General features: G+C 71.2%; 21 protein-coding genes. 10 read left to right on the forward strand and 11 right to left on the reverse strand.

What is annotated here, in order from left to right:
- The first annotated feature begins 116 nt into the window (after positions 1–116).
- The 3 genes from AC1HIL_RS26100 (at position 117) to AC1HIL_RS26110 (ending at position 3,226) form a co-directional block, all read left to right on the forward strand.
- A complete protein-coding gene (locus tag AC1HIL_RS26100; protein ID WP_479670377.1) occupies positions 117–1,466 on the forward strand; it encodes a cytochrome-c peroxidase in 1,350 nt (449 codons plus the stop codon).
- Positions 1,467–1,629: 163 nt separating this feature from the next.
- A complete protein-coding gene (locus AC1HIL_RS26105; protein WP_479670378.1) occupies positions 1,630–2,328 on the forward strand; it encodes an ATP-binding protein in 699 nt (232 codons plus the stop codon).
- Positions 2,329–2,365: 37 nt separating this feature from the next.
- Positions 2,366–3,226: a glycosyltransferase family protein gene (locus tag AC1HIL_RS26110; RefSeq protein WP_479670379.1), complete on the forward strand. Its 861-nt coding sequence runs from the start codon at positions 2,366–2,368 to the stop codon at positions 3,224–3,226.
- On the opposite strand, the gene AC1HIL_RS26115 is transcribed toward AC1HIL_RS26110, so the two are convergent.
- The 6 genes from AC1HIL_RS26115 to AC1HIL_RS26140 all read right to left on the reverse strand — a co-directional run bounded on the left by AC1HIL_RS26115 (position 3,223) and on the right by AC1HIL_RS26140 (position 9,965).
- On the reverse strand, positions 3,223–5,424 hold the full coding sequence (locus tag AC1HIL_RS26115) for a TonB-dependent receptor (protein ID WP_479670380.1): 2,202 nt from the start codon (positions 5,422–5,424) through the stop codon (positions 3,223–3,225). The genes AC1HIL_RS26110 and AC1HIL_RS26115 overlap by 4 nt on opposite strands.
- A 44-nt stretch (positions 5,425–5,468) precedes the next feature.
- Positions 5,469–6,959 carry an ABC transporter permease subunit gene (locus AC1HIL_RS26120; RefSeq protein ID WP_479670381.1) on the reverse strand — a complete coding sequence of 497 codons (1,491 nt, stop codon included), beginning with the start codon at positions 6,957–6,959 and terminating at the stop codon, positions 5,469–5,471.
- A 16-nt stretch (positions 6,960–6,975) separates the two neighbouring features.
- Positions 6,976–8,376 (reverse strand): ABC transporter permease subunit, encoded by a 1,401-nt coding sequence (locus AC1HIL_RS26125; RefSeq protein WP_479670382.1) that lies wholly within the window; start codon positions 8,374–8,376, stop codon positions 6,976–6,978.
- Between the two features lie 2 nt (positions 8,377–8,378).
- On the reverse strand, positions 8,379–9,086 hold the full coding sequence (locus AC1HIL_RS26130; protein WP_261212490.1) for an ABC transporter ATP-binding protein: 708 nt from the start codon (positions 9,084–9,086) through the stop codon (positions 8,379–8,381).
- Positions 9,087–9,254: 168 nt separating this feature from the next.
- Entirely contained in the window at positions 9,255–9,404 is a 150-nt protein-coding gene (ykgO, locus tag AC1HIL_RS26135; RefSeq protein ID WP_479670383.1) for a type B 50S ribosomal protein L36, read from the reverse strand.
- A gap of 99 nt (positions 9,405–9,503) precedes the next feature.
- The gene (locus AC1HIL_RS26140; RefSeq protein WP_057592822.1) at positions 9,504–9,965 is read right to left on the reverse strand and encodes a Fur family transcriptional regulator; all 462 of its coding nucleotides are present in this window, start codon (positions 9,963–9,965) and stop codon (positions 9,504–9,506) included.
- A 181-nt stretch (positions 9,966–10,146) separates the two neighbouring features.
- Here AC1HIL_RS26140 and AC1HIL_RS26145 point away from each other — a divergent pair, with 181 nt between their 5' ends.
- On the forward strand, positions 10,147–10,722 hold the full coding sequence (locus AC1HIL_RS26145; protein ID WP_203202007.1) for a PadR family transcriptional regulator: 576 nt from the start codon (positions 10,147–10,149) through the stop codon (positions 10,720–10,722).
- 13 nt (positions 10,723–10,735) lie between these two features.
- Positions 10,736–11,563 carry a siderophore-interacting protein gene (locus tag AC1HIL_RS26150; RefSeq protein ID WP_413762882.1) on the forward strand — a complete coding sequence of 276 codons (828 nt, stop codon included), beginning with the start codon at positions 10,736–10,738 and terminating at the stop codon, positions 11,561–11,563.
- 22 nt (positions 11,564–11,585) lie between these two features.
- Here the strand turns inward: AC1HIL_RS26150 and AC1HIL_RS26155 are convergent, their stop codons facing one another.
- Genes AC1HIL_RS26155 through corA form a run of 3 tightly spaced genes read right to left on the reverse strand, consistent with a single transcriptional unit; the run spans position 11,586 to position 14,616 of the window.
- On the reverse strand, positions 11,586–13,115 hold the full coding sequence (locus AC1HIL_RS26155; protein WP_057592825.1) for a DHA2 family efflux MFS transporter permease subunit: 1,530 nt from the start codon (positions 13,113–13,115) through the stop codon (positions 11,586–11,588).
- A complete protein-coding gene (locus AC1HIL_RS26160; protein WP_057592826.1) occupies positions 13,112–13,588 on the reverse strand; it encodes a MarR family winged helix-turn-helix transcriptional regulator in 477 nt (158 codons plus the stop codon). The genes AC1HIL_RS26155 and AC1HIL_RS26160 overlap by 4 nt, the downstream gene beginning before the upstream one ends.
- Positions 13,589–13,638: 50 nt before the next feature.
- Positions 13,639–14,616 (reverse strand): magnesium/cobalt transporter CorA, encoded by a 978-nt coding sequence (gene corA / locus AC1HIL_RS26165; RefSeq protein WP_479670384.1) that lies wholly within the window; start codon positions 14,614–14,616, stop codon positions 13,639–13,641.
- A gap of 541 nt (positions 14,617–15,157) precedes the next feature.
- Here corA and mutS point away from each other — a divergent pair.
- The 3 genes from mutS to AC1HIL_RS26180 are packed head-to-tail and all read left to right on the forward strand — an operon-like array spanning position 15,158 to position 19,432.
- A complete protein-coding gene (mutS, locus tag AC1HIL_RS26170; RefSeq protein ID WP_479672443.1) occupies positions 15,158–17,755 on the forward strand; it encodes a DNA mismatch repair protein MutS in 2,598 nt (865 codons plus the stop codon).
- Between the two features lie 28 nt (positions 17,756–17,783).
- Complete coding sequence (locus AC1HIL_RS26175) at positions 17,784–18,623, forward strand: proteasome-type protease (RefSeq protein WP_057592829.1); 840 nt, start codon at positions 17,784–17,786, stop codon at positions 18,621–18,623.
- A gap of 5 nt (positions 18,624–18,628) precedes the next feature.
- Positions 18,629–19,432: an alpha/beta fold hydrolase gene (locus AC1HIL_RS26180; RefSeq protein WP_057592830.1), complete on the forward strand. Its 804-nt coding sequence runs from the start codon at positions 18,629–18,631 to the stop codon at positions 19,430–19,432.
- 7 nt (positions 19,433–19,439) lie between these two features.
- Here the strand turns inward: AC1HIL_RS26180 and AC1HIL_RS26185 are convergent, their stop codons facing one another.
- Positions 19,440–20,435 (reverse strand): GlxA family transcriptional regulator, encoded by a 996-nt coding sequence (locus AC1HIL_RS26185; protein ID WP_431509642.1) that lies wholly within the window; start codon positions 20,433–20,435, stop codon positions 19,440–19,442.
- A gap of 156 nt (positions 20,436–20,591) precedes the next feature.
- On the opposite strand from AC1HIL_RS26185, the gene AC1HIL_RS26190 reads away from it, so the two are divergent.
- Both AC1HIL_RS26190 and AC1HIL_RS26195 read left to right on the forward strand, forming a co-directional pair.
- Positions 20,592–21,275 carry a DJ-1/PfpI family protein gene (locus AC1HIL_RS26190; RefSeq protein WP_479670385.1) on the forward strand — a complete coding sequence of 228 codons (684 nt, stop codon included), beginning with the start codon at positions 20,592–20,594 and terminating at the stop codon, positions 21,273–21,275.
- A 16-nt stretch (positions 21,276–21,291) separates the two neighbouring features.
- A complete protein-coding gene (locus tag AC1HIL_RS26195; RefSeq protein ID WP_057592833.1) occupies positions 21,292–22,260 on the forward strand; it encodes a tripartite tricarboxylate transporter substrate-binding protein in 969 nt (322 codons plus the stop codon).
- 1 nt (position 22,261) lies between these two features.
- On the opposite strand, the gene AC1HIL_RS26200 is transcribed toward AC1HIL_RS26195, so the two are convergent.
- Positions 22,262–22,777, reverse strand: coding sequence for an MOSC domain-containing protein (locus tag AC1HIL_RS26200; protein ID WP_057592834.1), 516 nt, complete (start codon positions 22,775–22,777; stop codon positions 22,262–22,264).
- Positions 22,778–22,819: the final 42 nt, after the last annotated feature.

The raw sequence follows: 22,819 nt of genomic DNA on the forward strand, positions 1-22,819 counted from the left end.
ATTCAGGGCTAAGAAATCTCCATCCGGCATGTCATGGTTCTGACATGGGGCGCTCCTAGCCTCGTTCCACGGCCTGGCCCGGCTCTCTCCCCCGCCCCCGTTTCCACCTGTTCCCGATGCCCCGTCTTCCTCGCCGTCCGGCGCTGCATGCCGCGGCCGCCCTGCTTTTTGCGCTGCTCGGCGGTTGCGAGCGGGCGCCCACGGCGAGCACATTGCCTCCCGCCGCGCCGGCGCCCACGGCCGCCACCGAGCCCGCGCACCCGGCCTACCTCGGCGCCACCTACGCGGTGGTGCCGGGCCGCGCGCAACCCACGCCCGCGCAGCTCGGCGAACTGGGCCGGCGCATCTTCTTCGACGGCAGCCTCTCGGCCTCGGGCCAGGCCTCGTGCGCGAGCTGCCACGACCCGAAGCACGCCTGGGGACCGCCGAACGCGCTGTCGGTGCAACTGGCCGGCCCCGACGGCCGCACCGAAGGTCCGCGCGCCGTGCCTTCGCTGCGCTACCTGCAGACGCTGATCGCCTTCACCGAGCACCACCACGACAACGACGGCGACGACAGCATCGACGCCGGCCCCACCGGTGGCCACATGTGGGACGGCCGCGCGGGCTCGGCCCACGAGCAGGCCGCGCTGCCGCTGCTATCGCAGGCCGAGATGGCCAATGCCTCGGTCGAGGAAGTGGCGCGCAAGCTCGAACGCGCGCCCTATGCGGGCGAGCTGCGCGCGGCCTTCGGCGACGCGCTGTTCGGCGATCCGCAGGCCACGCTGCGCGCGGCCGGCCTCGCGCTCGAGGTGTTCCAGCAATCGCCCCAAGACTTCTATCCCTTCACCAGCAAATACGACGCCGTGCTGCGCGGCGAGACGAAGCTCGACGCGGCCGAGGCGCGCGGCCTCGCCCTCTTCAACGCCGAGGACAAGGGCAACTGCGCCTCCTGCCACATCAGCGAGCGCACGCCCGACGGCGCCTTCCCGCTGTTCAGCGATTTCGGCCAGATCGCACTGGGCGTGCCGCGCAACCGCAAGCTCGCGGCCAATGCCGACCCCGACTATCACGACATGGGCGTGTGCGGCCCGATCCGCACCGACATGAAGGACCATCCCGAGTACTGCGGCCTGTTCCGCACGCCCTCGCTGCGCAACGTAGCGGTGCGCCAGAGCTTCTTCCACAACGGCGTGTTCCATTCGCTCGAGGAAGTGATCCGCTTCTATGCGCAGCGCGACACGGCGCCGCGGCGCTGGTATGCGCGCGGCAAGGACGGCCAGGTGCGCCCCTTCGACGACCTGCCCGCGCAGTACCACGCCAACGTCAACACCGACCCGCCCTTCGGCCAGAAGCCCGGCGGCAAGCCGGCGCTGAGCGAGGCCGAGATCCGCGACGTGGCGGCCTTCCTGCGCACGCTGACCGACGCCGACCAGCACAACGCGCCCGATCCCGCTGCGCTGCGCACGGCCGCGCGCCAGCCCTGAACGTCGGCATCCGCCTACACGCGCTGCCGCTTCGCCCGACAACGGGCCGCGATGCGGCGGCGCATCATTCCGGAGGTCGGATCGCCCGCCGCACGCGCGCCGACATCGCGAGCGCGCCAGGCCGGCCGCCCGGATTCCTCCCGACGGCGCCTTGCGTGACGACATGCCCGATCTCCTTTCGAACGGCGATGCGCAGCTGGCATCGCCCATGCCACCGCCCGTCGCGGGCTGCGACGAACAGGCCGCAGCCCCCTCGATGGACCGGCTCATGGACGCCGCCATGCATGGCGTGCGCAACTCGCTGTCCGCGATCCGCCTCGGCGTGGACCTGCTCGCGCGGCGCGGCGACCTGAACGAAGCCGACGCGGTGCTCGAGCACATCGACAGCGCCGCCGTGCGCGCCCACGAGCAGGCCGAGGAGCTCGCGGACTTCTGCCGGCTCGCGGCCGGGCGGACCATCGCCACGGTCGCGAAGCGCTTCCCGCTGCATCACGTGGTCCGGCAGGCGCTCGAGGCGCGGCATTCGGCGCAGCCCGGCGGGGTCGAGCGTGACCGCCTCGGCCATGGGGACTGCCTCGGCGATCCGGTGCGCGTCGCGCAGTTCGTGCGTCTCGCGCTGGAGGAGCTCGCGCCGCGCGCCGCGTCGCGTTGCATCGTGATCAGCGAGATCGACGGCCCGCGCTTTCGCATCGCCGTGCATGCGGGCGATGCGCCGACACGCGACGCCATCGAAACACCAGGCCAGCAACAGGCCCGCGCGCACCGCCAGGCGCTGCTGCGCGCCATCGCGGATGCGCACCGCGGCGAACTGCGCCTCGTGGCCGGCACGTCGATCGAAGGACGCTTCGCCGCGGCCGGCTGACTATCATCGAGCCCCCTTCTCCCGAGGAGCACGCGACGTGCCCCCTGCCAGCATCTGGATCGTCACGCCGCCGGGCTATGTCCACAGCGGCGCCTTCGAGGAGTTCGCGCTCGCGCTGAGCGAGGGCCTGCGCGAACTCGGCGTGGCCGCGCCGATCGTGCACCGCCGCCCCGAGGGCGAGACGCTCGTGCTCGGCGCCAACCTGCTGCCCTCGGTGCCCGACAGCCCATCGAGCCGCGCGATCCTGTTCAACCTCGAGCAGCTGTCGCCCGGCTCGCCCTGGTGGTCCGAGCGCTACCTCGACCTGCTGCGCCACCACCCGGTGTGGGACTACAGCGCGCGCAACGTGGCGCTGCTGCGCTCGATGGGCATCGCGGCCACGCTGTGCGAGGTGGGCCATGCCGACGCGCTGCGGCGCATCGTGCCGCGCGAGACGCGGGACATCGACGTGCTGTTCTACGGCTCGGTCAACGACCGGCGGCGCGCGGCGCTGCTGGCCCTCGAGGACGCGGGGCTGCGCGTGGTCGCGCTGTTCGGCGTCTACGGCGCCGCGCGCGACGACTACATCGCGCGCAGCCGCATCGTGCTGAACCTGCACTACTACGAGGGCCGGTTGTTCGAGGTGGTGCGCGTGTCCTACCTGCTGGCCAACGGCTGCTGCGTGGTGTCCGAGACCGGCGACGACCCCGAGGCCGAGCGCGCGTACCAGGGCGCCGTGGCCTTCACTTCGTACGACGGCATCGTGCCCACCTGCCTCGCGCTGCTGCGCGACGATGCGCGGCGGCGCGAGCTCGGCGCCAACGGGCTGGCGCTGATGCAGTCGCGGCGGCAGGCCGATGCCCTGCGCGCCGCGATCGGCCAGATGCCCGGGGGGTTCGCTGGCCTGGGCGCGGGCTAGAAGTCGAAGCGCGCCGACACCTCGAAACTGCGTCCCGGCGCCAGCAGCACCTGACTCACCGCCCGCCCGCCCCAGGTGGCGTAGAGCCGGTCGGTGAGGTTGCGCACGCGGAAGGTCAGCAGCGCGGGCTTCATGCGGTAGCTGACGGCCGCGTCGACGGTGGTGTAGCCGTCGATGCGGATCTGGTTGGCGTTGTCGGTGAAGACGTGGCCCGCATGGTTGAGCGAGAGGAACCACTCGAAGTTCGAGTTGTCGGGGCGCCAGGTGGCGAACAGGTTGGCCACGTGGCGCGGCACGTTGGGCGGGGTGTTGCCCACGCGCGAGACGCCGCCGGCTTCCACCAGGGTGTCGAAGCGCGCGTCGAGCGCCGCGAGGTTGCCCGCCAGCGTGAGCTGGCGCGTGGGCCGCCACACGGCCGAGAGCTCGACGCCGCGCGAGGACTGGCGGCCGTTGTTGACGGTGTCGCCGGGCTTGTTGGGATCGCGCGAGAGCACGTTGTCGAGCTCGATCTTGTAGAGCGCGGCGGTCCACTCGAGCCGCGCTTCGGGCAGGCTGTGCTTGAAGCCGACCTCGGCCTGCTTGCCGCGCGACATCGGGAAGCTGGCGTTCGACTGCGACAGCAGGAAGAACGAGCCCACGGGCACGGTGGCGTTGGTGTACTGCGCATAGACGCTGGCCTGCGGCGACAGGTCGTAGACCGCGCCGAGCCGGCCCGAGTCGGTGCGGTAGCTGGTGTCGAAGCGGCTGTAGCCGCCGGTGTTGAGGTCGGCGATGCCGCGCTGCACCTTGGTGCGGTCGTGGCGCCAGCCGCCCACCAGCGTGAGGCCGGGCAGCGGCTTGAGCGCATCCTCGACGAACACCGAACTCACGTCGACGCGCGAGGTGGTGTCGGTGCGGTTGCCCGCGCCGGTGGCGCTCAGGCGCGGATCGTCGCTGTAGAAGCCCGTGAAGGGCGCGAGCGCCGGCACGCGCAGCGCGGCGGCGGTCGAGGCCTGGCCGTCGGAGAAGCGGCGCTGGCTGTCGAAGCGGGTGCCGCTGAGTTCGCCGCCGACCACGAAGCGGTTGTCCATGCCGCCGAAGCTGCCGCGGTGGGTGGCGTCGAAGCGCTCGAGCCAGAAGTCCTGGTCGTGCGTGATCCGGGTCTGGTCGCGCGCGATGCTCGCGGGCGCGACGAACACGGCGCTCTCGGAGTTGCGGAACAGGCGCTGCGACTTGTTGGCCGCCACCGTGTTGCGCCACGACCAGTTGTCGCCGAGGCGGCCGCTCAGTCTCGCGCTGAGCCAGTACGTCTCGGAGGTGTTCTCGTTGTCGAGCACGTTGTAGTTGATGCGCGCGATGCGCCGGTCGATCACGCGGCCGTCGGGCGTGCGCACCACGCCCGTGGGCTCGGTCGCGAACCAGCCCGGCACCAGCGGCGTGCCCCAGTAGGCCTTGTTGTCGTCCTTCAGGTAGTCGAAGCTCAGGTCGAGCTTGACCGAGCCGCCGAGGTCGAAGGCCAGGCCGCTGGTGAAGTGGTCCATGCGCTCGCCGCTGCCCGGCACGTTGCCGGCGCGGCTGTCGTTGTGGCTGTAGTCGAGGCGGTAGGCACCCGACTCGCCGACCGGCCCGCCAAAGCCCACGCCCAGGCGGGTCGATCCGAAGCTGCCGTAGCCGACCGAGAGCTCGCGGTTCGGGTTGTTGCGGTCGGGCCGCTTGGTCACGAAGTTGACGACGCCGCCGATCGCGCCCTCGCCGTCGAGCACCGAGGCCGGGCCCTTGAGCACCTCGATGCGGTCGTAGTTCCAGGTGTCCTGCACGCGGTTGGTGACGCCCGCGCCCGAGGTGCGCACGCCGTCGTACAGATAGAGCAGGCTGGTGAAGCCGCGCGTCGACAGCGTGGTGGGCGACGACGGCGGCCCGCCGCCCGCGAGGCCGGTGACGCCGCGCAGCGCCTCGCTGAAGGTGCGCGCGCCGCGCTGCTGGATCAGCTCCTGCGACAGCACCTCGACCGAAGCCGGCGTCTCGCGCACCGTGAGGCCCAGGCGCGAGGCGGTGCCGCTGCTGCCCTCGAGGTGCAGGCCCTCGGCGTCGCGGTTGCCCTCGACCGTGATCGCGCCCAATGCCTGTTGCGCTTGTTGCGTCGGTTGTTCCTGTGCCTGCGCGCCCGCCATGGACAGCGCGGCGATGGCCGCGGCCACGCCCGACATCGTGTGTTTCATCTGAAATTCCCTCCGGAGATCGATCGTTCTTTTTGCGTGCGTGCTCAGGCCACCGAGAAGCGGCGCAGCCGCCAGCCCGCGAGGCCGAACAGCAGCAGGCTCGGCAGCAGCAGTTGCAGCACGGCCGCCAGCGCACGATCGCGCAGCTCGCGCGGCGACTCCTCGCGCCATGCAAAGCGGGGGATACGGTCGAAGTCGGCCGGCATCGGCGCGCTGCGTTCCTCGATGCGCGGAAAGAAGAAGTGCTTCCACGCCATATGAAAGCCCACCGTCTGCGCGACGAACTGCGCATGGCGCCGCGCGCCGGTGCCCGCCAGCCCGGTCATGCCCTCGTAGGCCACGGCCGCGGGCGACAGCGCGCCGAAGCGTTCGAGCAGCCGCTGCTGGCCCGCGTGCTGGCGCTCGAAGCGCTCGAGCTCGGGCGCGATCGCCTCGTCGATCTCGCGCTCGATGCGGTAGTTGGCGAGGCCGCGCGCGCTGATCTCGATCTTGCCGTCGCGCGGCAGCAGCAGCGCGCCCTGCCCGACGTGCTTGTAGTCGGTGCTCAGCAGGTCGGCATGGCGCTTCATGGCCGCGGCCGTGAGCGTGCGCGTCTGGGTCGCGAGCTCGGTGCGCGAGGGCGCGGGGCTGGCCTGCGTGACGGCGAGGTTGAGCAGCACCGGCGCCACCAGCACCAGCAGCACCCACGCGATCATCAGCACCATGGCATTGGTGGCCGAAGGCGCGCCGAAGGCATTGACCGCCACCACCAGCGCGAACCAGAACAGCGCATAGGCGCCCACCAGCAGCGCCCACCAGAAGGTGACGGTGCCCGCGCCCGGCGCGGAAGGCGCGAAGCCCGCCTGCCGCGCCAGCAGCAGCACGCCCACGGGCAGCAGCACCGCGGGCACCAGCAGCGCGGCCGCGCGCACCGCGAGCTTGCCGGCCAGCAGCGTGCGCAGGCGCAGCGGCTGCGAGAGCAGCAGGCGCAGGGTGCCGTTCTCGCGCTCGGCCGACAGCAGGTTGTAGCCCAGCACGAAGATCAGGAGCGGCAGCAGGTAGACCAGCACGAAGGCCAGGTCGAACTGGCCGCTCAGCAGGTACCAGGGGTTCTCGATGTCGCTCGGGTTCATGAAGGCCACGCGGCTCTGGTGCGTGACGCGAAACTGGCTCGGGAACAGGTCGCTGCGCCCGAGCGCGACCGGCCCGAGCGGCGCGCTCGGCAGGATCGCGTGCTGCGCACCGTAGCTGCTGGCCATGCGCGAGGGATCGGCCGGGTTCTCGAACGGCGTGGGCTGGGCCCGGCCCGCGAGGATGGCCTCGAGCTGCGCGCGCTGCGCGGCGCGGGTGTCGCGGTCGGCCTGGGCCACGGCCGCCTGCGCGCGGTCGCGCTGCGCGGTCTGCGCGAGGCCGTTGCCGAGTGCGTAGCCGACCAGCAGCAGGAACAGCAGGGCCACGGCCCAGACGCTGCGGTCGGCCAGCAGCAGGCGCAGCTCCTGGCGCATGACGGCGCGCAGCCGGAAGCCCTGGGGCGGTGGGGCGATGGAGACGGACATGAAGGCTTTCCTCGGTTCAGGCCAGCGCGCGCTGGCGGCGTACCGCGACGGCCGCGAAGGCCGCGGCCAGCAGCAGGCCGGCGCACAGCACGGCCAGGCTGCGCAGCTGGTGGCGCAGGGCCCAGCCCACGCGCGGCGGCTGGTGCACGAACGGCGGCACCTTGGCCCACAGCTCGGGGCCCGACTGGTAGGCGAAGTGGCGGTCGCCGAGCGGATCGGCATGCGCGACCAGGTCCTCGCTCATCAGGTCCTGCAGCCGCCGGCGATGCAGCTCGGCCGCGGTGGTGAAGCTGCGGTGGTGCGCGAAGTCGGTGCCGGCCATGCCCATCGAGTAGCTGCGCATCGCGAGCAGCGGCAGCAGCAGGCCGCTCCATTCCTGCAGCCGCTGCTGGCGCTCCCAGGTGTCCCAGAGGCGGCCGTAGTGGCGGTCGTAGACCGGGTAGGAGGCCTGGTCGTCGAGCCGCAGCGCGATGCCCCACTGGCGCAGCGGCACGTCGCGGCCCCAGCGCTCGGTGGTGCCGAAGGCCTGCAGCCAGGTGCGGTCCGAGACCTGCTTGAGCTCGGCCTGCAGCGCCTGGTTGAACTCGAGCCGAGTCGGGCTCGGATAGGCCGCGCGCGCCGCCTCGGACAGCACGCGCGGCGCCATCACGGCCTGCGCCACCCACAGCGCGAGCAGCACGGTGATGGCCGCGCGCGAGGTGGCGCACAGCGCCGACACGCCGAGCACCACGAACACGAAGGCGCCGAGGTAGACCGCATAGCCCAGGCTCCAGGCCGAAAGGCGCAGCAGCGCATCGGCGCGCTCGCCGGGCGCGGCGCCCAGGCCCACCGCCACCGCGGCGACCAGTGCGGCCGGCACCAGCAGCACCGCGAGCGAGGCCGCGAGCGCGAGCGCCTTGCCCGCCAGCAGCCTGAGCGGCGAGACGCCCAGGCTCAGGGTCTGGCGCAGGATGCCCTGCTCGCGCTCGCCCGCGAAGGCGTTGAAGCCCAGCACGATCACCAGCAGCGGCCCGAGCACCTGCAGGATCCAGCCGACCGAGAGGCTGCCGAAGCGCTGCAGGCCGGTGGCGTCCTGCGCGGGATTGAACTTGACCTCGCTCTGGCGGTGCGCCTGCAGCCACACGGTGCTGCCGATGTAGGGGTTGATGCCCGCGTCGACCATGGCCAGCGGCGCCTCGGGCTTGAAGGCATGCATGCCCTGGTGCGCGGCGTCGTGCGGATGGCGCCGGTCCTGCGCCAGCCAGTCGCGGTAGTCGAGCGCCTGCGCGGCCTGCTGCTCGGCGCGCGCCTCGCGCTGGTGCGCCCAGCCCACGCCGAGCGCGGTGAACAGCAGCACCAGCACCAGGCCGCCGGCCCACGCCAGGCGGCCGTCGCGCAGCCGTTCGGTGAATTCGCGGTTCGCGATCCAGCGCCACATGCTCAGGCCCTCATGTGCTGCAGGTACAGCGACTGCAGGTCGATGCGCGCGATCTGCTGCGCGCCCTCGAGGCTGTCGACGAGGCGGCCGCTCTTCATGATGCCGACGCGCGTGGCGGTCTGCTGCGCATGGAACAGGTCGTGCGTGGTGGTCAGCACGGCCACACCCTGGTCGGCGGCACGCCGCAGCAGCGCGGAGAACTCGCTGGCCGCATGCGGATCGAGGCCCGAGGTGGGCTCGTCGAGCAGCAGCGCCTTGGCCTCCTTGGCCAGCGCGACGGCGATCCAGACCTTCTGCCGCATGCCCTTGGAATAGGCCGACACGCGCTTGTCGGCCGCCGCGTGGTCGAGGCCCACCGCCGTCATGAGCTCGAGCAGCCGTTCGCGCGGCAGCGCGCGGCCCAGCGCGAGGCCGGCGAAGAAGCGCAGGTTCTCCAGTCCCGAGAGCGTGCCGTAGAGCGTGACGTGCTCGGGGATGTACGCCACGTCCTGCTTGGTCGCGAGCGGATGGCGCGTGACGTCGACGCCGTTGATCTCCACCGTGCCCGCGCTGGGCGCGATGAAGTGGAGGAACAGGTTGATGGTGGTGGTCTTGCCCGCGCCGTTGGCGCCGAGCAGGCAGTAGATGTCGCCCGCGCGGATGTCGAGGTCGAGGCGGTCGAGCGCGACATGGCTGCCGTATTGCTTGGTGAGGCCCTGTGCTTTGAGCATGGGAGGGGTCCGGTCGAAGAGAAGGAGCGGGAAAACGGCGTGCGCACGCCCGCATGCATCCGCGGTGGACGCGCGCAGGCTCACGCGCATGCGGGTGCATGCCGTGGCGTTCGAGGGAAAAGGGAGTTGGCGGGGCGCCGGCGCGGCCGGTGCCGTGGCTTCAGGCGATCAGCGGGCGCGCTTGTTCTTCGCACTGCCCTGCCGCGCCTTGAAGCGCGGGTTGGACTTGCAGATCACGTAGGTGCGTCCGCGCCGGGTGACCACCTGGCAATCGCGGTGCCGCTTCTTGGCTTCTTTGAGGGAGGACAGGACTTGCATGGCGTCGCGCCGTTGGATGGAAAGCCACAGTCTAAGTTATTGCGAATTCATTCGCAATAACTTTGTAAAGAAGAATGAGCACCCGCGCGGGTGCCCTGTTCAGTGCGATCGGCCGGCCGGCGCCGCCTTCGCCACGCAGGCCGCGCAGCTGCCGTGCAGGGTCACCTCGTGGCTCGCGACCTGGAAGCCCGGCGGCGCGAGGTCGTCCATCGGGCCCGGGCAGGCATGCAGCAGGAACACCTGGCCGCACGACAGGCAATGGAAGTAGTGATGGTGGTGGTCGCCCGCGCGGCCCTGCCCCTTCTCGTGTTCGTGGGCGTGGTCGCCGTGCGCGTGTTCCTCCCGGCACGCGACCTCGTAGCGCGCGGGCTCGCCGGGCAGCTCGACCTTGGCGATCTCGCCGTCCGCGAGCAGCGCCGACACCTGGCGGTAGACGGTCGACAGGCTGATCTCGGGCACGAGCTCGCGCGCATGCGCATGGATTTCAGGGGCGGTGAGCACGCGGCTGGCATCGCTGAAGGCCGAGAACACGGCGGCGCGCTGGCGGGTAAGACGTTCCATGGCCTCGATGGTACGGCGCGTCGGAAAACGCCTCGCGGCGCCCGGGGACCGCATCGGGGGCTATCTAAATTGGCCCCGACGGCGCCCCGGTCTTGCCTTCCGCCCCTCTTGACGCATTGATTTAGATATATCTAAAATAATTTAGACACAAACAGATATCGATTCAGAAAGAGAGGCTCCCATGCGCCATTTCCACTTCGACCATTGCCACCGCACCCCGCGCGGCGAGCACGAGGACGGCCTCTCGGGGGGCCGGGGCCGCGGCGGGCGCCACGGCTTCGGCGCCGGCCGGGTGTTCGGCCATGGCGGCCTGCGCTTCGTGCTGCTGCAGCTCATCGCCGACAAGCCCTCGCACGGCTACGAGCTCATCAAGCTGATCGAGGAACGCCTGGGCGGCAGCTATGCGCCGAGCCCCGGCGTGGTCTATCCCACGCTGACGCTGCTCGAGGAGCTGGGCCACCTCAGCGTCGAGAGCGGCGCCGAGGGCGGCGGCCGCAAGCGCTACACCCTCACCGACAGCGGGCGCGAGTACCTGGCGGCCAACCGCGAGACCGCCGAATCGATGATGGAACGCCTCAACGGCGGCGTCGACGGCGCCGGCGCGCGCGGCGGCCGGCCGCCGCAGGTCACGCGCGCCATCGAGAACCTCAAGCTCGCGATGCGCCTGCGCCTCTCGGGCACGCCCCTCACCGAACAACAAGCCCACGAATTCGCCGCGGTGCTCGACAGCGCCGCACAACAGATCGAACGTCTTTGAAAGTCAACCGCACATGACCGACTTCTCCACCGCCCCCCAACCCGACCGCCTGCCGCGCCGCGTGCGCCACGACCTGCGCTTTCGCCAGCTCACGGTGAAGAGCGTGCAGCGCGTCACGCCGCACCTTCTGCGCGTGGTGCTCACCGGCGACGAGCTCGAGGGCTTCCACAGCCCGGGCTTCGACGACCACGCCAAGCTGTTCTTCCCCGACCCGGCCACCGGCCGCCTGACCCTGCCGACCATGGGCCCCGAAGGCCCGGTCTGGCCCGAGGGCCGGCCCACCATGCGCGACTACACGCCGCGCCGCCACGACGCGGCCGCGAAGACGCTGGAGATCGACTTCGCGCTGCACGAGGCCGGACCCGCCACGCAATGGGCCGAGAACGCCAGGCCCGGCGACCGCATCGGCGTGGGCGGCCCGCGCGGCTCGTTCATCGTGCCGACCGAGTTCGACTGGCACCTGCTGATCGGCGACGACACCGCGCTGCCCGCGATCTCGCGCCGCCTGGCCGAGCTGCCCGCGGGCGCGCGCGTGGTGGTGCTGGCCGAGGTCGACGGGCCCGAGGACGAGATCCCGTTCGAGACCCGGGCCGCGCTCACGCTGGTGTGGGTGCATCGCCGCGGCGTGTCGGCGGGCCTGAGCCCGATGCTGCTCGAGACGCTCAAGAAGCAGGCGCTGCCCGAGGGCGACTACCACGCCTGGGTCGGCTGCGAGACCGGCGTGGCGAAGGCCGTGCGCGCGCATCTGGTGGGCGAGCGCGGCGCGAATCCGAAGTGGATCCGGGCCTCGGGCTACTGGCGCCGCGGCACGGCCGCGACGCACGACGCGATCGAGGACTGATCGGCCTCGCGCGCGATGCCGCTCAGTGCGGCACTTCCGCCGGCCCCGAGGCCGCCGCGCGCTTCGGGCTGCGGATCAGCAGCAGCAGCGGGATCGCCACCAGCGTGATCACCATCATGATCGCGAAGTCGTCGAGGTAGCCGACCAGCGCGCCCTGCCGCGTGACCTCGGCGTTGAGCAGGGCCAGGCCCAGGGGGTTGTCGGGCGACATCATCGAAGGCAGCGTGGCCAGCGCCGGATTGCCGGGCGCCACGGTGGTCGCGATCTGCGCATGGGCGGCGCTCGAACCCTCGGTGAGCAGCGCCTGCACGATGGAGATGCCCACGCTGCTGCCGATGTTGCGCAGCAGGCTGAAGATCGGCGTGCCCTGGTTGCGCAGCCGCGGCGCCAGGGTGGCGAAGGTGGCGGTCGACAGCGGCACGAAGGTGAAGCCGATGCCCAGGCCCTGGACGAAGCCCGAGACGATGATCAAGGTGCTGTCCATCTGCAGCGTGATGCGCGTCATCTGGTAGAGCGAGAAGGCCGTGAGCCCGAAGCCCAGCGCCATGATGGCGCGCACGTCCACGCGCTGCACCAGCCGCCCCACCACCAGCATCGCGATCATGGTGCCGATGCCGCGCGGCGCCGTGACCTGCCCCGTGTAGACCACCGGATAGCCCATCAGGCCCTGCAGGAAGTTCGGCAGCAGCGCCATGGTCGCGTACAGGATCATCCCGACGATGAAGGCGAACAGCAGGCCGGTGACGAAGTTGCGGTCCTTCAGCAGGTCGCGGTCGAAGAAGGAGACGCCGCGCACGGTCCAGGTGTGGACCACGAAGAAGCAGAAGGCCACCAGCGAGGCCGCGGCCTCGAGCCGGATCTCCCACGAGTCGAACCAGTCGAGCTGCTCGCCGCGGTCGAGGAACAGCTGCAGCATGCCGATGGCGAGGCTCAGGGTGACGAAGCCGAAGATGTCGAGCTTCTCTCCCTGCGGCCGGCTCTCGGGCAGGTAGCGCGCGATGCCCCAGAAGGCGAAGGCGCCCACCGGCAGGTTGATGAAGAAGACCCAGCGCCAGTCGAAGTTGTCGGTGAGCCAGCCGCCCAGCAGCGGCCCGAGGATCGGCCCGACCATGATGCCCGCGCCCCAGATCGCCATCGCCTGGCCGACCTTCTCGCGCGGGTTGATGTCCAGCAGCACCGCCTGCGACAGCGGCACCAGCGCCGCGCCGAAGATGCCCTGCAGCAGCCGCGCGCCGACGATGCCCACCAGCGAGGTCGCCAGGCCGCACAGCGCCGAGGCGATGGTGAAGCCGATCACCGAGATGATGAACACGCGCCGCCGGCCCCAGTGGCCGCAGAGCCAGCCCGTGAGCGGCAGCGCGATCGCCGAGGCCACGATGTAGGAGGTCAGCACCCAGGTGATCTGGTCCTGCGAGGCCTGCAGGCTGCCCTGCATGTGCGGCAGCGCGACGTTGGCGATCGTGGTGTCGAGCGCCTGCATGATGGTCGCGAGCATGATCGAGACGGTGATCATCCCGCGGTGCGGCACCGCGGTTCCGGGCGCGGCGGTCATTTGCCCTCGCCTTCGGGGCCGTTGCCGCCCGTGATCTCGAGCAGGCTGCCGCGCACCTTGCCGAGCAGCGCCAGCAACTGGGCGCGCTCGCCGGGCGCCAGCACCGCCATCACGCGCGCATTGAGCCCGTCGCTGAGATTGAGCGCGGCATCGAGCGCCTTCTCGGCGCTGGGCTGCAGGTGGATCAGCTTCACGCGCCGGTCGGTGGCGCTGGCCTCGCGGCGGATCCAGCCGGCCGCCTCCATGCGGTCGCACAGGCCGCCCACGGCCATCGGCGTGAGCTCCAGCCGCTGCGCCAGCTCGGCCTGCGACAGCGGCGCCTCCTCGCCTTCCATGGCCAACACGCCGAGCAGCCGGCACTGGGCGCTGCTCAGGCCGATGCGCTCGCGCGCGAGGCGGTCGAAGGCCTCGCCGTAGCGCTTGGCCACGTCCTTCACGATGAAGCCGAAACGCTGGCTGAAGTCCCTTTTCATAAGGGACTTGATTATCTACATGTTTATTAGTTGAGGCTTAGCGGCCCGGGTCAGAGCCAGCCCGCGCGCCGGAACCGGTAGTAGAGATAGCCGCAGGTGCCCGCGATCAGCGCCAGCGCCGTGGGATAGCCCCAGCGGAATTTCAGCTCGGGCATGAATTCGAAGTTCATGCCCCAGATGCCCGCGAAGGCGGTGCACACGGCGAAGATGCTGGCCCAGGCCGCGAGGCGCTTGGTGACCTCGCTCTCCTCGATCGTGACCATCGAGAGGTTGACCTGGATCGCGGTGGCCACCGTGTCGCGCATCGCGTCGATCGAGCCGTTGATGCGCCCGAGGTGGTCGCCGACGTCGCGGAAGTACTCCTGCGAACCCATGCAGATCTGCGGCACCCGCCCGCCGTGCAGCTTGCCGGCGGCTTCGGTCAGCGGCGCGACCGCGCGCTTGAGCACCATGCTGCGGCGCTTGAGTTCGTAGAGCTGCTTGATCTTGTCGCGCGCCGCACCGCTTTGCCCAAAGATCTGCTGCTCGATCGATTCGAGCTCGTCCTCGAGCGCGTCGATCACCGGGAAGTAGCGGTCGACCACCGCGTCCATCAGCGCGTAGAGCACGAAGCCGGCGCCGTTCTTCAGCAGTCCGGGCTCGCGTTCGCAGCGCTCGCGCACGCCCAGGAAGCCCTGCCTGCTGCGGTTGCGCACCGACAGCACGTAGTTGCGGCCCACGAACACGTCGACCTCGCCGACATGGATGCACTGCTCGCCGGCCTCCGAGGGTTCGACCAGATGCATCACCACGAACAGCGAATCGCCGTACTCCTCGACCTTGGGCCGCTGGTGGCCGTGCTGGGCGTCCTCCACGGCCAGCGGATGCAGGCCGAACTCGAGCTGCATCACGGCCAGTTCCTCGGGCGTGGCGTCGCTGAGCGCCACCCAGACGAAGCAGCCGGGCCGCGAGATGTATTCGCTGATGCTCTCGACCGGGATGTCGGCGAGCTTGGCGCCGTTCTCGTAAGCCACGCAATTGATCAGCATCGGCGCTCCAGGGTCGCGGTTGGGTGGTGGGGTGGCGATGGTGCCACGGCGCCGCGGGCCCTTGCCTGACCGGGCCGAGGCGGAGCGCGAAAGTTAAAACATCCCTGCTCGCAAGCGCCCGAAGGGTTTAGTTGCGTGATTTTTTTCTCACTTCTTTCGTCCGCCTACAAGTCTTAGCGCGCAAAGACTGACATGCGTTGCGCGGGCGACACACGAACATCGCGGCGCTGTCACGCAAAAGGGGGCGCCCAACCAACAAAGAAGAGCAGCCGCCCACAGCTATCAGGGAAGAACTCCACCCGCCGCGCGCGGGTGTTTTTTTGCCCGCGCGAATCCCCTTCGCCGCCCGCCGCCCACCGGCTTGCGCGTCGGCCACAATACCGGGCGCCCCGCGCCACGGCCTGGCCGGGATCCTCGCGACGATGCGCCCATGCCCGAACCCTCAGACAGCACTTTCTCCAACGCCAGCAATGGCTTACGCGCCCATTCCGTGACAGATACCCCCGCCGCAGCCGCCCCCGATTACGCCGGCCACACGCCGATGATGGCCCAGTACCTCCGGCTCAAGGCGGACCATCCGGACACCCTGCTCTTCTACCGGATGGGCGATTTCTACGAACTCTTCTGGGCCGACGCCGAGAAGGCCGCGCGCCTGCTCGACATCACGCTGACCCAGCGCGGCCAGTCGGCCGGGCAGCCGGTGGTGATGTGCGGCGTGCCCTTCCACTCGGTCGACACCTACCTCGGGCGGCTCATCAAGCTCGGCGAATCGGTGGCGATCTGCGAGCAGGTCGGCGAGGTCGGCGCCACCAAGGGCCCGGTCGAGCGCAAGGTGGTGCGCGTGGTCACGCCCGGCACGCTGACCGATGCCGAGCTGCTCAACGACAAGGCCGATGCCACGCTGCTCGCGGTGCATGCCGGCACGCGCAATTTCTGCGGCCTGGCCTGGCTCAGCGTGACCGGCGCCGAGCTGCGGCTGGCCGAATGCCCGGCCGACGCGCTCGAGGCCTGGATCGCGCGCATCGCGCCGAGCGAACTGCTCTACGGCGCCGAGGTCACGCCGGCCTTCGAGCAGCGGCTCAAGGCGGCACGCAGCGCCACGCCCTTCACGCTGTCGGTGCGGCCGGCCTGGCAGTTCGACGGCGGCCTGGGCGAGCGCAAGCTCAGCGAGCAGATGGGCAGCCAGAGCCTGGCGGCCTGGAACGCCGAATCGCTGACCAACGCCCATGCGGCGGCGGCCGCGCTGCTGGGCTATGCCGAGCACACGCAGGGCCGCGCGCTGTCGCACCTGCAGCGGCTCACGGTCGAGCGCGACGGCGACCTGATCGAGCTGCCGCCCACTACGCGGCGCAACCTCGAGCTGGTGCAGACGCTGCGCGGCGAGGACTCGCCCACGCTGTTCTCGCTGCTCGACACCTGCATGACCGGCATGGGCAGCCGCCTGCTCAAGCGCTGGCTGCTGGCGCCGCGGCGGGAGCGCGGCGACGCGCAGGCGCGGCTCGAGGCCATCGGCGCGCTGCAGGCCACCGTGCTCGGCGGCGCCGGCGCGCCCTGGCGCACGCTGCGCGAGCAGCTCAAGAACACCAGCGACGTGGAACGCATCGCGGCGCGCATCGCGCTGCGCCAGGTGCGCCCGCGCGAACTGCTGGCGCTGCGGCTGGCGCTGGCCAAGGCCGAGCAGCTCGCGCCCGCCCTGCCCGGTGCGGCCGCGCTGCTGGCGCAGATCGCCGAACGCCTGGCGCCGCCGCCGGGCTGCGCCGAGCTGCTGGCGAGCGCGATCAAGCCCGACCCGGCCGCGCTGGTGCGCGACGGCGGCGTGATCGCCACTGGCCACGACGCCGAGCTCGACGAGCTGCGCGAGATCAGCGAGAACTGCGACGACTTCCTGCTCAAGCTCGAGGTCAGCGAACGCGAGCGCACCGGCATCAGCAACCTGCGCGTGCAGTTCAACCGGGTGCACGGCTTCTACATCGAGGTCACGCAGAGCGCGCTGTCGAAGGTGCCCGACAACTACCGCCGGCGCCAGACGCTGAAGAACGCCGAGCGCTTCATCACGCCCGAGCTCAAGGCCTTCGAGGACAAGGCGCTGAGCGCGCAGGACCGCGCGCTGGCGCGCGAGAAGTGGCTCTACGAGCAGCTGCTCGACGCGCTGCAGGCCTCGGTGCCCGCGCTCACGCGCCTGGCCACGGCGCTCGCCACGCTCGACGCGCTGTGCGCGCTGGCCGAGCGCTCGCACACGCTGCACTGGCGCGCGCCGAGCTTCGTCTCGCACCCGTGCATCGAGATCCAGCAGGGCCGCCATCCGGTGGTCGAGGCGCGGCTGGCCGAGAAATCCTCGGGCGGCTTCATCGCCAACGACACCCAGCTCGGCCCGCAGCAGCGCATGCAGGTCATCACCGGCCCCAACATGGGCGGCAAGTCGACCTACATGCGGCAGGTGGCGATCATCGTGCTGCTGGCCTCCATCGGCTCGCACGTGCCGGCCGCGGCCTGCCGCCTGGGGCCGATCGACGCCATCCACACCCGCATCGGCGCGGCCGACGACCTGGCCAACGCGCAGTCGACCTTCATGCTCGAGATGACCGAGGCCGCGCAGATCCTGCACGGCGCCACCGCGCAGTCGCTGGTGCTGATGGACGAGATCGGCCGCGGCACCAGCACCTTCGACGGGCTGGCGCTGGCCGCGGGCATCGCGGCCCAGCTGCACGACCGCGCCAAGGCCTTCACGCTGTTCGCCACCCACTACTTCGAGCTCACGGAGTTCCCGGCCACGCACCATGGCGCGGTCAACATGCACGTGAGCGCCACCGAGGCCGGCCGCGACATCGTGTTCCTGCACGAGATGCAGCCCGGCCCGGCCAGCAAGAGCTACGGGATCCAGGTCGCGCGGCTGGCGGGCATGCCCGCGGCGGTGGTCAACCATGCGCGCCAGGCGCTGGAAGCGCTCGAGTCGCAGCACGCACAGACGCGCGCGCAGGTCGACCTGTTCGCCCCGCCCCCGGCCTCCGAGACCCCCCTGATCAGCGCCGTAGAATCCGCGCTGTCCGCGCTCGACCCCGACGCGATGACCCCGCGCGAAGCCCTCGACGCGCTCTACGCCTTACAGAAACTGAATGCACGCGACCGCGGAGCCCCATGAGCAGGCACTGCTCTTGCGAGACGAAAAAATGACTTACTGCGTAGGCATCAAACTCAACGCCGGCCTGGTGTTCCTGTCCGATTCGCGCACCAACGCGGGCGTGGACCACATCAGCACCTTCCGCAAGATGATCGTCTACGAGCAGCCCGGCGACCGCGTCATGGTGCTGCTGTCCTCGGGCAACCTCAGCATCTCGCAGTCGGTGCGCGAGATCCTGCAGATCGAGGAACTGCGCGAGACGCAGGAGAACGGCGAGCCCGGCACGCCGACCACGATCTGGAACGCCAAGAGCATGTTCGATGCCGCGCGCGTGCTCGGCTCGGCCGTGCGCCACGTCTACGACCGCGACGCCGAGGCGCTCAAGCATGCGGGCCTGGACTTCAACGTCTCGTTCATCTTCGGCGGCCAGGTCAAGGGCGAGGGCATGCGCCTGTTCCTGGTCTACGCGGCCGGCAACTTCATCGAGGCCACGACCGAGACGCCGTACTTCCAGATCGGCGAATCGAAGTACGGCAAGCCGGTGCTCGACCGCGTGCTCACGCCCGAGACACCGCTCGACGAGGCCGCCAAGTGCGCGCTGGTGTCGATGGACTCGACCATGAAGTCCAACCTCTCGGTCGGCCTGCCGCTGGACCTCGTGGTCTACGAGGCCAACAAGCTCGAGACCGACCGCGTGATCTGCATCGACGCCGACAACCCCTACTACCGCATGGTGCACAACAGCTGGGGCCAGAAGCTGCGCGAGGTGTTCGACAGCATCGAGGACCCGGTGTGGGACGACAGCGCCACCGAGCATCCGCTGAAGATGCCGGCGACGCGGCACGGCGCGCTGCGCAAGATCTCCACGCCCGACGAAAAGCTCATCTGAACCCCGTGCCGCCGATCGTCTTCTCGCACGGCAACAGCTTTCCCGCGAGCACCTACCGCGTCGTCCTCGACAGCCTGCGCAACCGCGGCTTCGAGGTCGATGCCATCGAGAAATTCGGGCACGACCCGAAGTACCCCGTCACCGACAACTGGCCGCACCTGGTCGAGCAGCTGGCCGACTTCGCGCGGCCGCGCGCCGAACGCGCGGGCGGGCCGGTGTTCCTGGTCGGCCATTCGCTCGGCGGCTTCCTGAGCCTGATGTGCGCCGCGCGGCATCCCGAGCTGGCGCGCGGCGTGGTGCTGGTCGACTCGCCGATCCTCGGCGGCTGGCGCGCCAACACGCTCAACATGGTGAAGCGCACGCCGCTCATGAAGAGCATCTCGCCGGGCGCGATCAGCCGCCGGCGCCGCAACAGCTGGGAGCACCGCGAGGCGGTGTTCGAGCATTTCCGCAGCAAGAAGGCCTTCGCGAAGTGGGACGAGCAGGTGCTGCACGACTACATCGACCACGGCACCTTCGATAGCGAGGACACGCGCGCGCTGAGCTTCGACCGCGACGTCGAGACCGCCATCTACAACACGCTGCCGCACAACCTCGGCGCGCTGCTGCGCAGCCATCCGCTCAAGTGCAAGGCGGCCTTCATCGGCGGGCGCCAGTCGGCCGAGATGAAGCGCGTGGGCATGGCGATGACGCAGCAGGTGACCAAGGGCCGCATCGCGATGCTCGACGGCACGCACCTGTTCCCGATGGAGAAGCCGCTGGCCACGGCGGCCGCTATCGAGGCGGCGCTGCGCAACCTGATGGGCTGACAGGGCCTCAGCGGAAGCGCGCCCGGTAATCGAGCGGCGGCACCCCGAAGCGCCGCTGGAACGCGCGCCGCATGATCTCCTCCGAACCGAAGCCGCAGCGCTGCGCCACCGCCTTGATGCTGGCGCCCGACGACTCGAGCAGCCGCGTCGCGCGGTCCAGCCGCATGCGTTCGACCGCGTGCGCGGGCGTGACGCCGGTGCGCTGCAGGTAGAAGCGCGCGAAGGTGCGCGGCGCCATCGCCATGCGGTCGGCCAGCCGCGCCACGTCGAGCGTCTCGTGCAGGTGCTCGTCGATCCAGCCATGCAGCGACTCGATGCGCGGGTCCTCGGCCTCCTGCGCGAGCAGCGCGCTGCTGAACTGCGACTGCCCGCCCGGGCGCTTGTAGAACACCACCAGCTTCTTCGCCACGCCGATGGCGATCGCGCGGCCGAGGTCGGCCTCGACCATGCCCAGCGCCATGTCGATGCCGGCCGTGACGCCGGCCGAGGTCCAGCGGCGGCCGTCGCGGAAGTAGATCGCGTCGCGCTGCACTTCTATGCGCGGGAAGGCCGCGCCCAGCGCGTCGCAGGCGCCCCAGTGGGTGGCGGCGCGGCAGCCGTCGAGCAGGCCCGCGCGGCCCAGCACGAAGGCGCCCGTGCAGACCGAGGCGACGCGGTCGAAGCGCGCGCCGTGGCGGCGCAGCCAGGCCTCGGCGGCTTCGGTGCCGCCGCCGCCCACTTGCGTCGAAGGGTTCCAGGCGGCCGGGCCGCCGGGCGCGACCACGGTGCTGGTGCCCGCCTCGGCATGGCGCACGCGCGCGGGCCAGGCCTCGGCCTGCACCGCGAGCCCGCTCGAACTCGCCACCGGCCCCGCCTGCGCGGCCAGCACGCGCGTGCGGTAGACCGGTGCGCGGCCCGCGAGCCGCAGCTCGTCGTTGGCGGTGGCGAACACCTGCAGCGGACCCGACACGTCGAGCAGCTGGAAGCGCTCGAACACCACGAACCAGACGGGCAGGATCGACATGGAGACGTTGCCTTCGCGAAGCAGAAAGACGCAGCAGAACCGAAGCCGGCGGGCCGCGCCAGGGCTGGCAGGAATGATGGGGCAATTGTCTCGAATGCCAGCCCGCCGCTTCCTAGACTGGGCCGATCCCCAACCTGGACCACCTGGAGTCTCCCCATGAAGATCGGCATGCTCGTCTTTCCCGACATCACCGCGACCGACTACGTCGCGCCCGCGGACCTGCTGGTGCGCATTCCCGGCGCCAGCCTCTCGCTGGTGTGGAAGCACACCGACCCGATCCGCACCGAGCTCGGCTGGGAGTTCCGCGCCACGCGGGCGATGGCCGACTGCCCGCAGTTCGACATGCTCGTGGTGCCCGGCGGCCCCGGCGTCGCGGCGCTGTTCGAGGACCGCGAGACGGTCGACTTCCTCGCGCGCCAGGGCCGCGGCGCGCGCTGGGTGGTCGGCATCTGCACCGGCCCGCTGCTGCTGGGCGTGGCCGGCCTGCTCGAGGGCTACGAGGCCACCTGCCACTGGGCCTCGCACGAACTGCTGGCGATGGTCGGCGCGACGCCGCGCGACCAGCGCGTGGTGGTCGACCGCAACCGCATCACCGGCGCCGGCGTGACCTCGGGCATCGACTGCGCGCTGCGCGCGATCGCGCATGCCACCGACGACGACACGGCGCGCGCGATCCAGCTGTTCGCCGAGTACGACCCGCAGCCGCCGTTCGACAGCGGCGCGCCGGCCAAGGCGCCGGCCCACATCGTCGAGGCGGCGCGCGCGCGCGTGGCCGGCGTGGTGGCCGAGCGGCGCGCGATCCTGGCGCGCATCGGGCGCACGGCCCCGGTGGCCGCCTGAAGCGAGGGAGGACGACATGACCACGTCCCTGCCCCGCCGCTCGGCACTGGCCCTCGGCGCCGGCCTGCTCGCCGCGCCCTTCCTGCGCGCGCGGGCCGAAGGCAACCCGATCCGCATCCTCGTCGGCTACGCGGCCGGCGGCCCGGCCGACATCGCCGCGCGCATCGTGGCCGAGAAGCTCGCGCTGCAGCTGCAGCAGCCGGTGGTGGTCGACAACCGGCCCGGCGCCGGCGGCCAGCTCGCGGCGATCGCGCTCAAGGCCGCGCCGGCCGACGGCTCGGTGCTGATGCTGACCAACACCCACACGGTGGCGACGGTGCCGCTGACGGTGAAGAACCCGGGCTTCTCGACCACGCGCGACTTCCGGCCCGTGGGCAGCGTCGCCACCTTCGAGCTGGCGCTCGCGACGAATCCCGCGACCACCAGCGCCTCGAACCTCGCGGCCTTCGGACGCTGGCTCGCCACGCACCGCGGCGACGCCGCCATCGGCGTGCCGGCCGCGGCCAGCGCGCCCGAGTTCATGGCGAGCCGGATCGCGCGCCACTTCCAGGTCGAGAGCCTGCCCGTGCCCTACAAGGGCTCGGCGCCGATGCTGCCCGACCTGCTCGGCGGCACGCTGCACGGCGCGATCACCAGCGTGTCGGACTTCCTGCCCTACCACCGCAACGGCCGGCTGCGCATCCTCGCGTCGACGCGGCGCACGCCGCTGCTGCCCGAGGTGCCCTCGTTCGAGGAGGCAGGCCTGCCCGGCATGGAGCTCACCGAGCTGCTGGGCCTCTACGCGGGCGCCGGCGTGCCCGAGGCCACGGTGGCGCGCTACAACGCCGCGCTGGCGCAGGTGCTCGCGCAGCCCGAGGTGGTCGAGAAGTTCAGGGGCCTCGACATGACGACCGTGCCCGGCACGCCGGCCGACCAGGGCGAGCGGCTCGCGAAGATCGACCGCATGCTCGGGCAGCTCGTGAAGGATTCGGGCTTCAGGCTCTGAGTCAGACCTCGGCGGGCTCGCAGCGCACCGCGTCGCCCGCGCGCAAGGGGCCGCCCGCGAGCACGCGCGCGGTCAGCCCGCCATGGCCGCGCATCGCGTTGTAGCCGCCCGGGCCCAGCAGTTCCTCCATGCGCGAGCAGGGCTCGCACGGGCCCGTGATCTCGAGCCGCACCGTGTCGCCGAGCCGCAGCACCAGCGGCTGGTCGCGGAACAGCGAGCGCGCGGCGATCAGGTTCAGGCCCGACACCACGAGGTTGCGCCGCAGCAGCGCGGCGTCGACGGCCGCATGGCCGGCCAGCGCGGCGATCGCGCTCAGGTGCTCGGCCTGGATCAGCGTGACCTGGCGCTTGCCGCCGGGCCGGGCCGCGCTCGCGCGGTCGCCTTCCAGTCCCAGGCCCGCGAGCGCCCGCGCGCCCTCGACGGCCTGCACCGGCTGGCGCCGCGCGGGCCGCAGGTAGACGGCCTCGAGGCGGCCGGCGCGCGGAAACTGGCGCATGAGTTCGCGAAGGTCGGGCATGCGCGCGATTGTCCGTGGCTCCCGGCGGACGCCAGGAAAACC

The sequence above is a fragment of the Variovorax sp. ISS6 genome, assembly GCF_056523145.1.

Excerpts from the sequence above, each read along its gene's own strand:
- AC1HIL_RS26125 (WP_479670382.1), bottom strand. The coding sequence starts at position 8,376 with ATGTGGCGCTGGATCGCGAACCGCGAATTCACCGAACGGCTGCGCGAC.
- corA (WP_479670384.1), bottom strand. The coding sequence starts at position 14,616 with ATGCTGATCAATTGCGTGGCTTACGAGAACGGCGCCAAGCTCGCCGAC.
- AC1HIL_RS26105 (WP_479670378.1), top strand. The coding sequence starts at position 1,630 with ATGCCCGATCTCCTTTCGAACGGCGATGCGCAGCTGGCATCGCCCATG.
- ykgO (WP_479670383.1), bottom strand. The coding sequence starts at position 9,404 with ATGCAAGTCCTGTCCTCCCTCAAAGAAGCCAAGAAGCGGCACCGCGAT.
- AC1HIL_RS26155 (WP_057592825.1), bottom strand. The coding sequence starts at position 13,115 with ATGACCGCCGCGCCCGGAACCGCGGTGCCGCACCGCGGGATGATCACC.
- AC1HIL_RS26185 (WP_431509642.1), bottom strand. The coding sequence starts at position 20,435 with ATGTCGATCCTGCCCGTCTGGTTCGTGGTGTTCGAGCGCTTCCAGCTG.
- AC1HIL_RS26140 (WP_057592822.1), bottom strand. The coding sequence starts at position 9,965 with ATGGAACGTCTTACCCGCCAGCGCGCCGCCGTGTTCTCGGCCTTCAGC.
- AC1HIL_RS26145 (WP_203202007.1), top strand. The coding sequence starts at position 10,147 with ATGCGCCATTTCCACTTCGACCATTGCCACCGCACCCCGCGCGGCGAG.
- AC1HIL_RS26130 (WP_261212490.1), bottom strand. The coding sequence starts at position 9,086 with ATGCTCAAAGCACAGGGCCTCACCAAGCAATACGGCAGCCATGTCGCG.
- mutS (WP_479672443.1), top strand. The coding sequence starts at position 15,158 with ATGATGGCCCAGTACCTCCGGCTCAAGGCGGACCATCCGGACACCCTG.
- AC1HIL_RS26175 (WP_057592829.1), top strand. The coding sequence starts at position 17,784 with ATGACTTACTGCGTAGGCATCAAACTCAACGCCGGCCTGGTGTTCCTG.
- AC1HIL_RS26150 (WP_413762882.1), top strand. The coding sequence starts at position 10,736 with ATGACCGACTTCTCCACCGCCCCCCAACCCGACCGCCTGCCGCGCCGC.
- AC1HIL_RS26190 (WP_479670385.1), top strand. The coding sequence starts at position 20,592 with ATGAAGATCGGCATGCTCGTCTTTCCCGACATCACCGCGACCGACTAC.
- AC1HIL_RS26100 (WP_479670377.1), top strand. The coding sequence starts at position 117 with ATGCCCCGTCTTCCTCGCCGTCCGGCGCTGCATGCCGCGGCCGCCCTG.
- AC1HIL_RS26200 (WP_057592834.1), bottom strand. The coding sequence starts at position 22,777 with ATGCCCGACCTTCGCGAACTCATGCGCCAGTTTCCGCGCGCCGGCCGC.
- AC1HIL_RS26160 (WP_057592826.1), bottom strand. The coding sequence starts at position 13,588 with ATGAAAAGGGACTTCAGCCAGCGTTTCGGCTTCATCGTGAAGGACGTG.
- AC1HIL_RS26120 (WP_479670381.1), bottom strand. The coding sequence starts at position 6,959 with ATGTCCGTCTCCATCGCCCCACCGCCCCAGGGCTTCCGGCTGCGCGCC.
- AC1HIL_RS26195 (WP_057592833.1), top strand. The coding sequence starts at position 21,292 with ATGACCACGTCCCTGCCCCGCCGCTCGGCACTGGCCCTCGGCGCCGGC.
- AC1HIL_RS26115 (WP_479670380.1), bottom strand. The coding sequence starts at position 5,424 with ATGAAACACACGATGTCGGGCGTGGCCGCGGCCATCGCCGCGCTGTCC.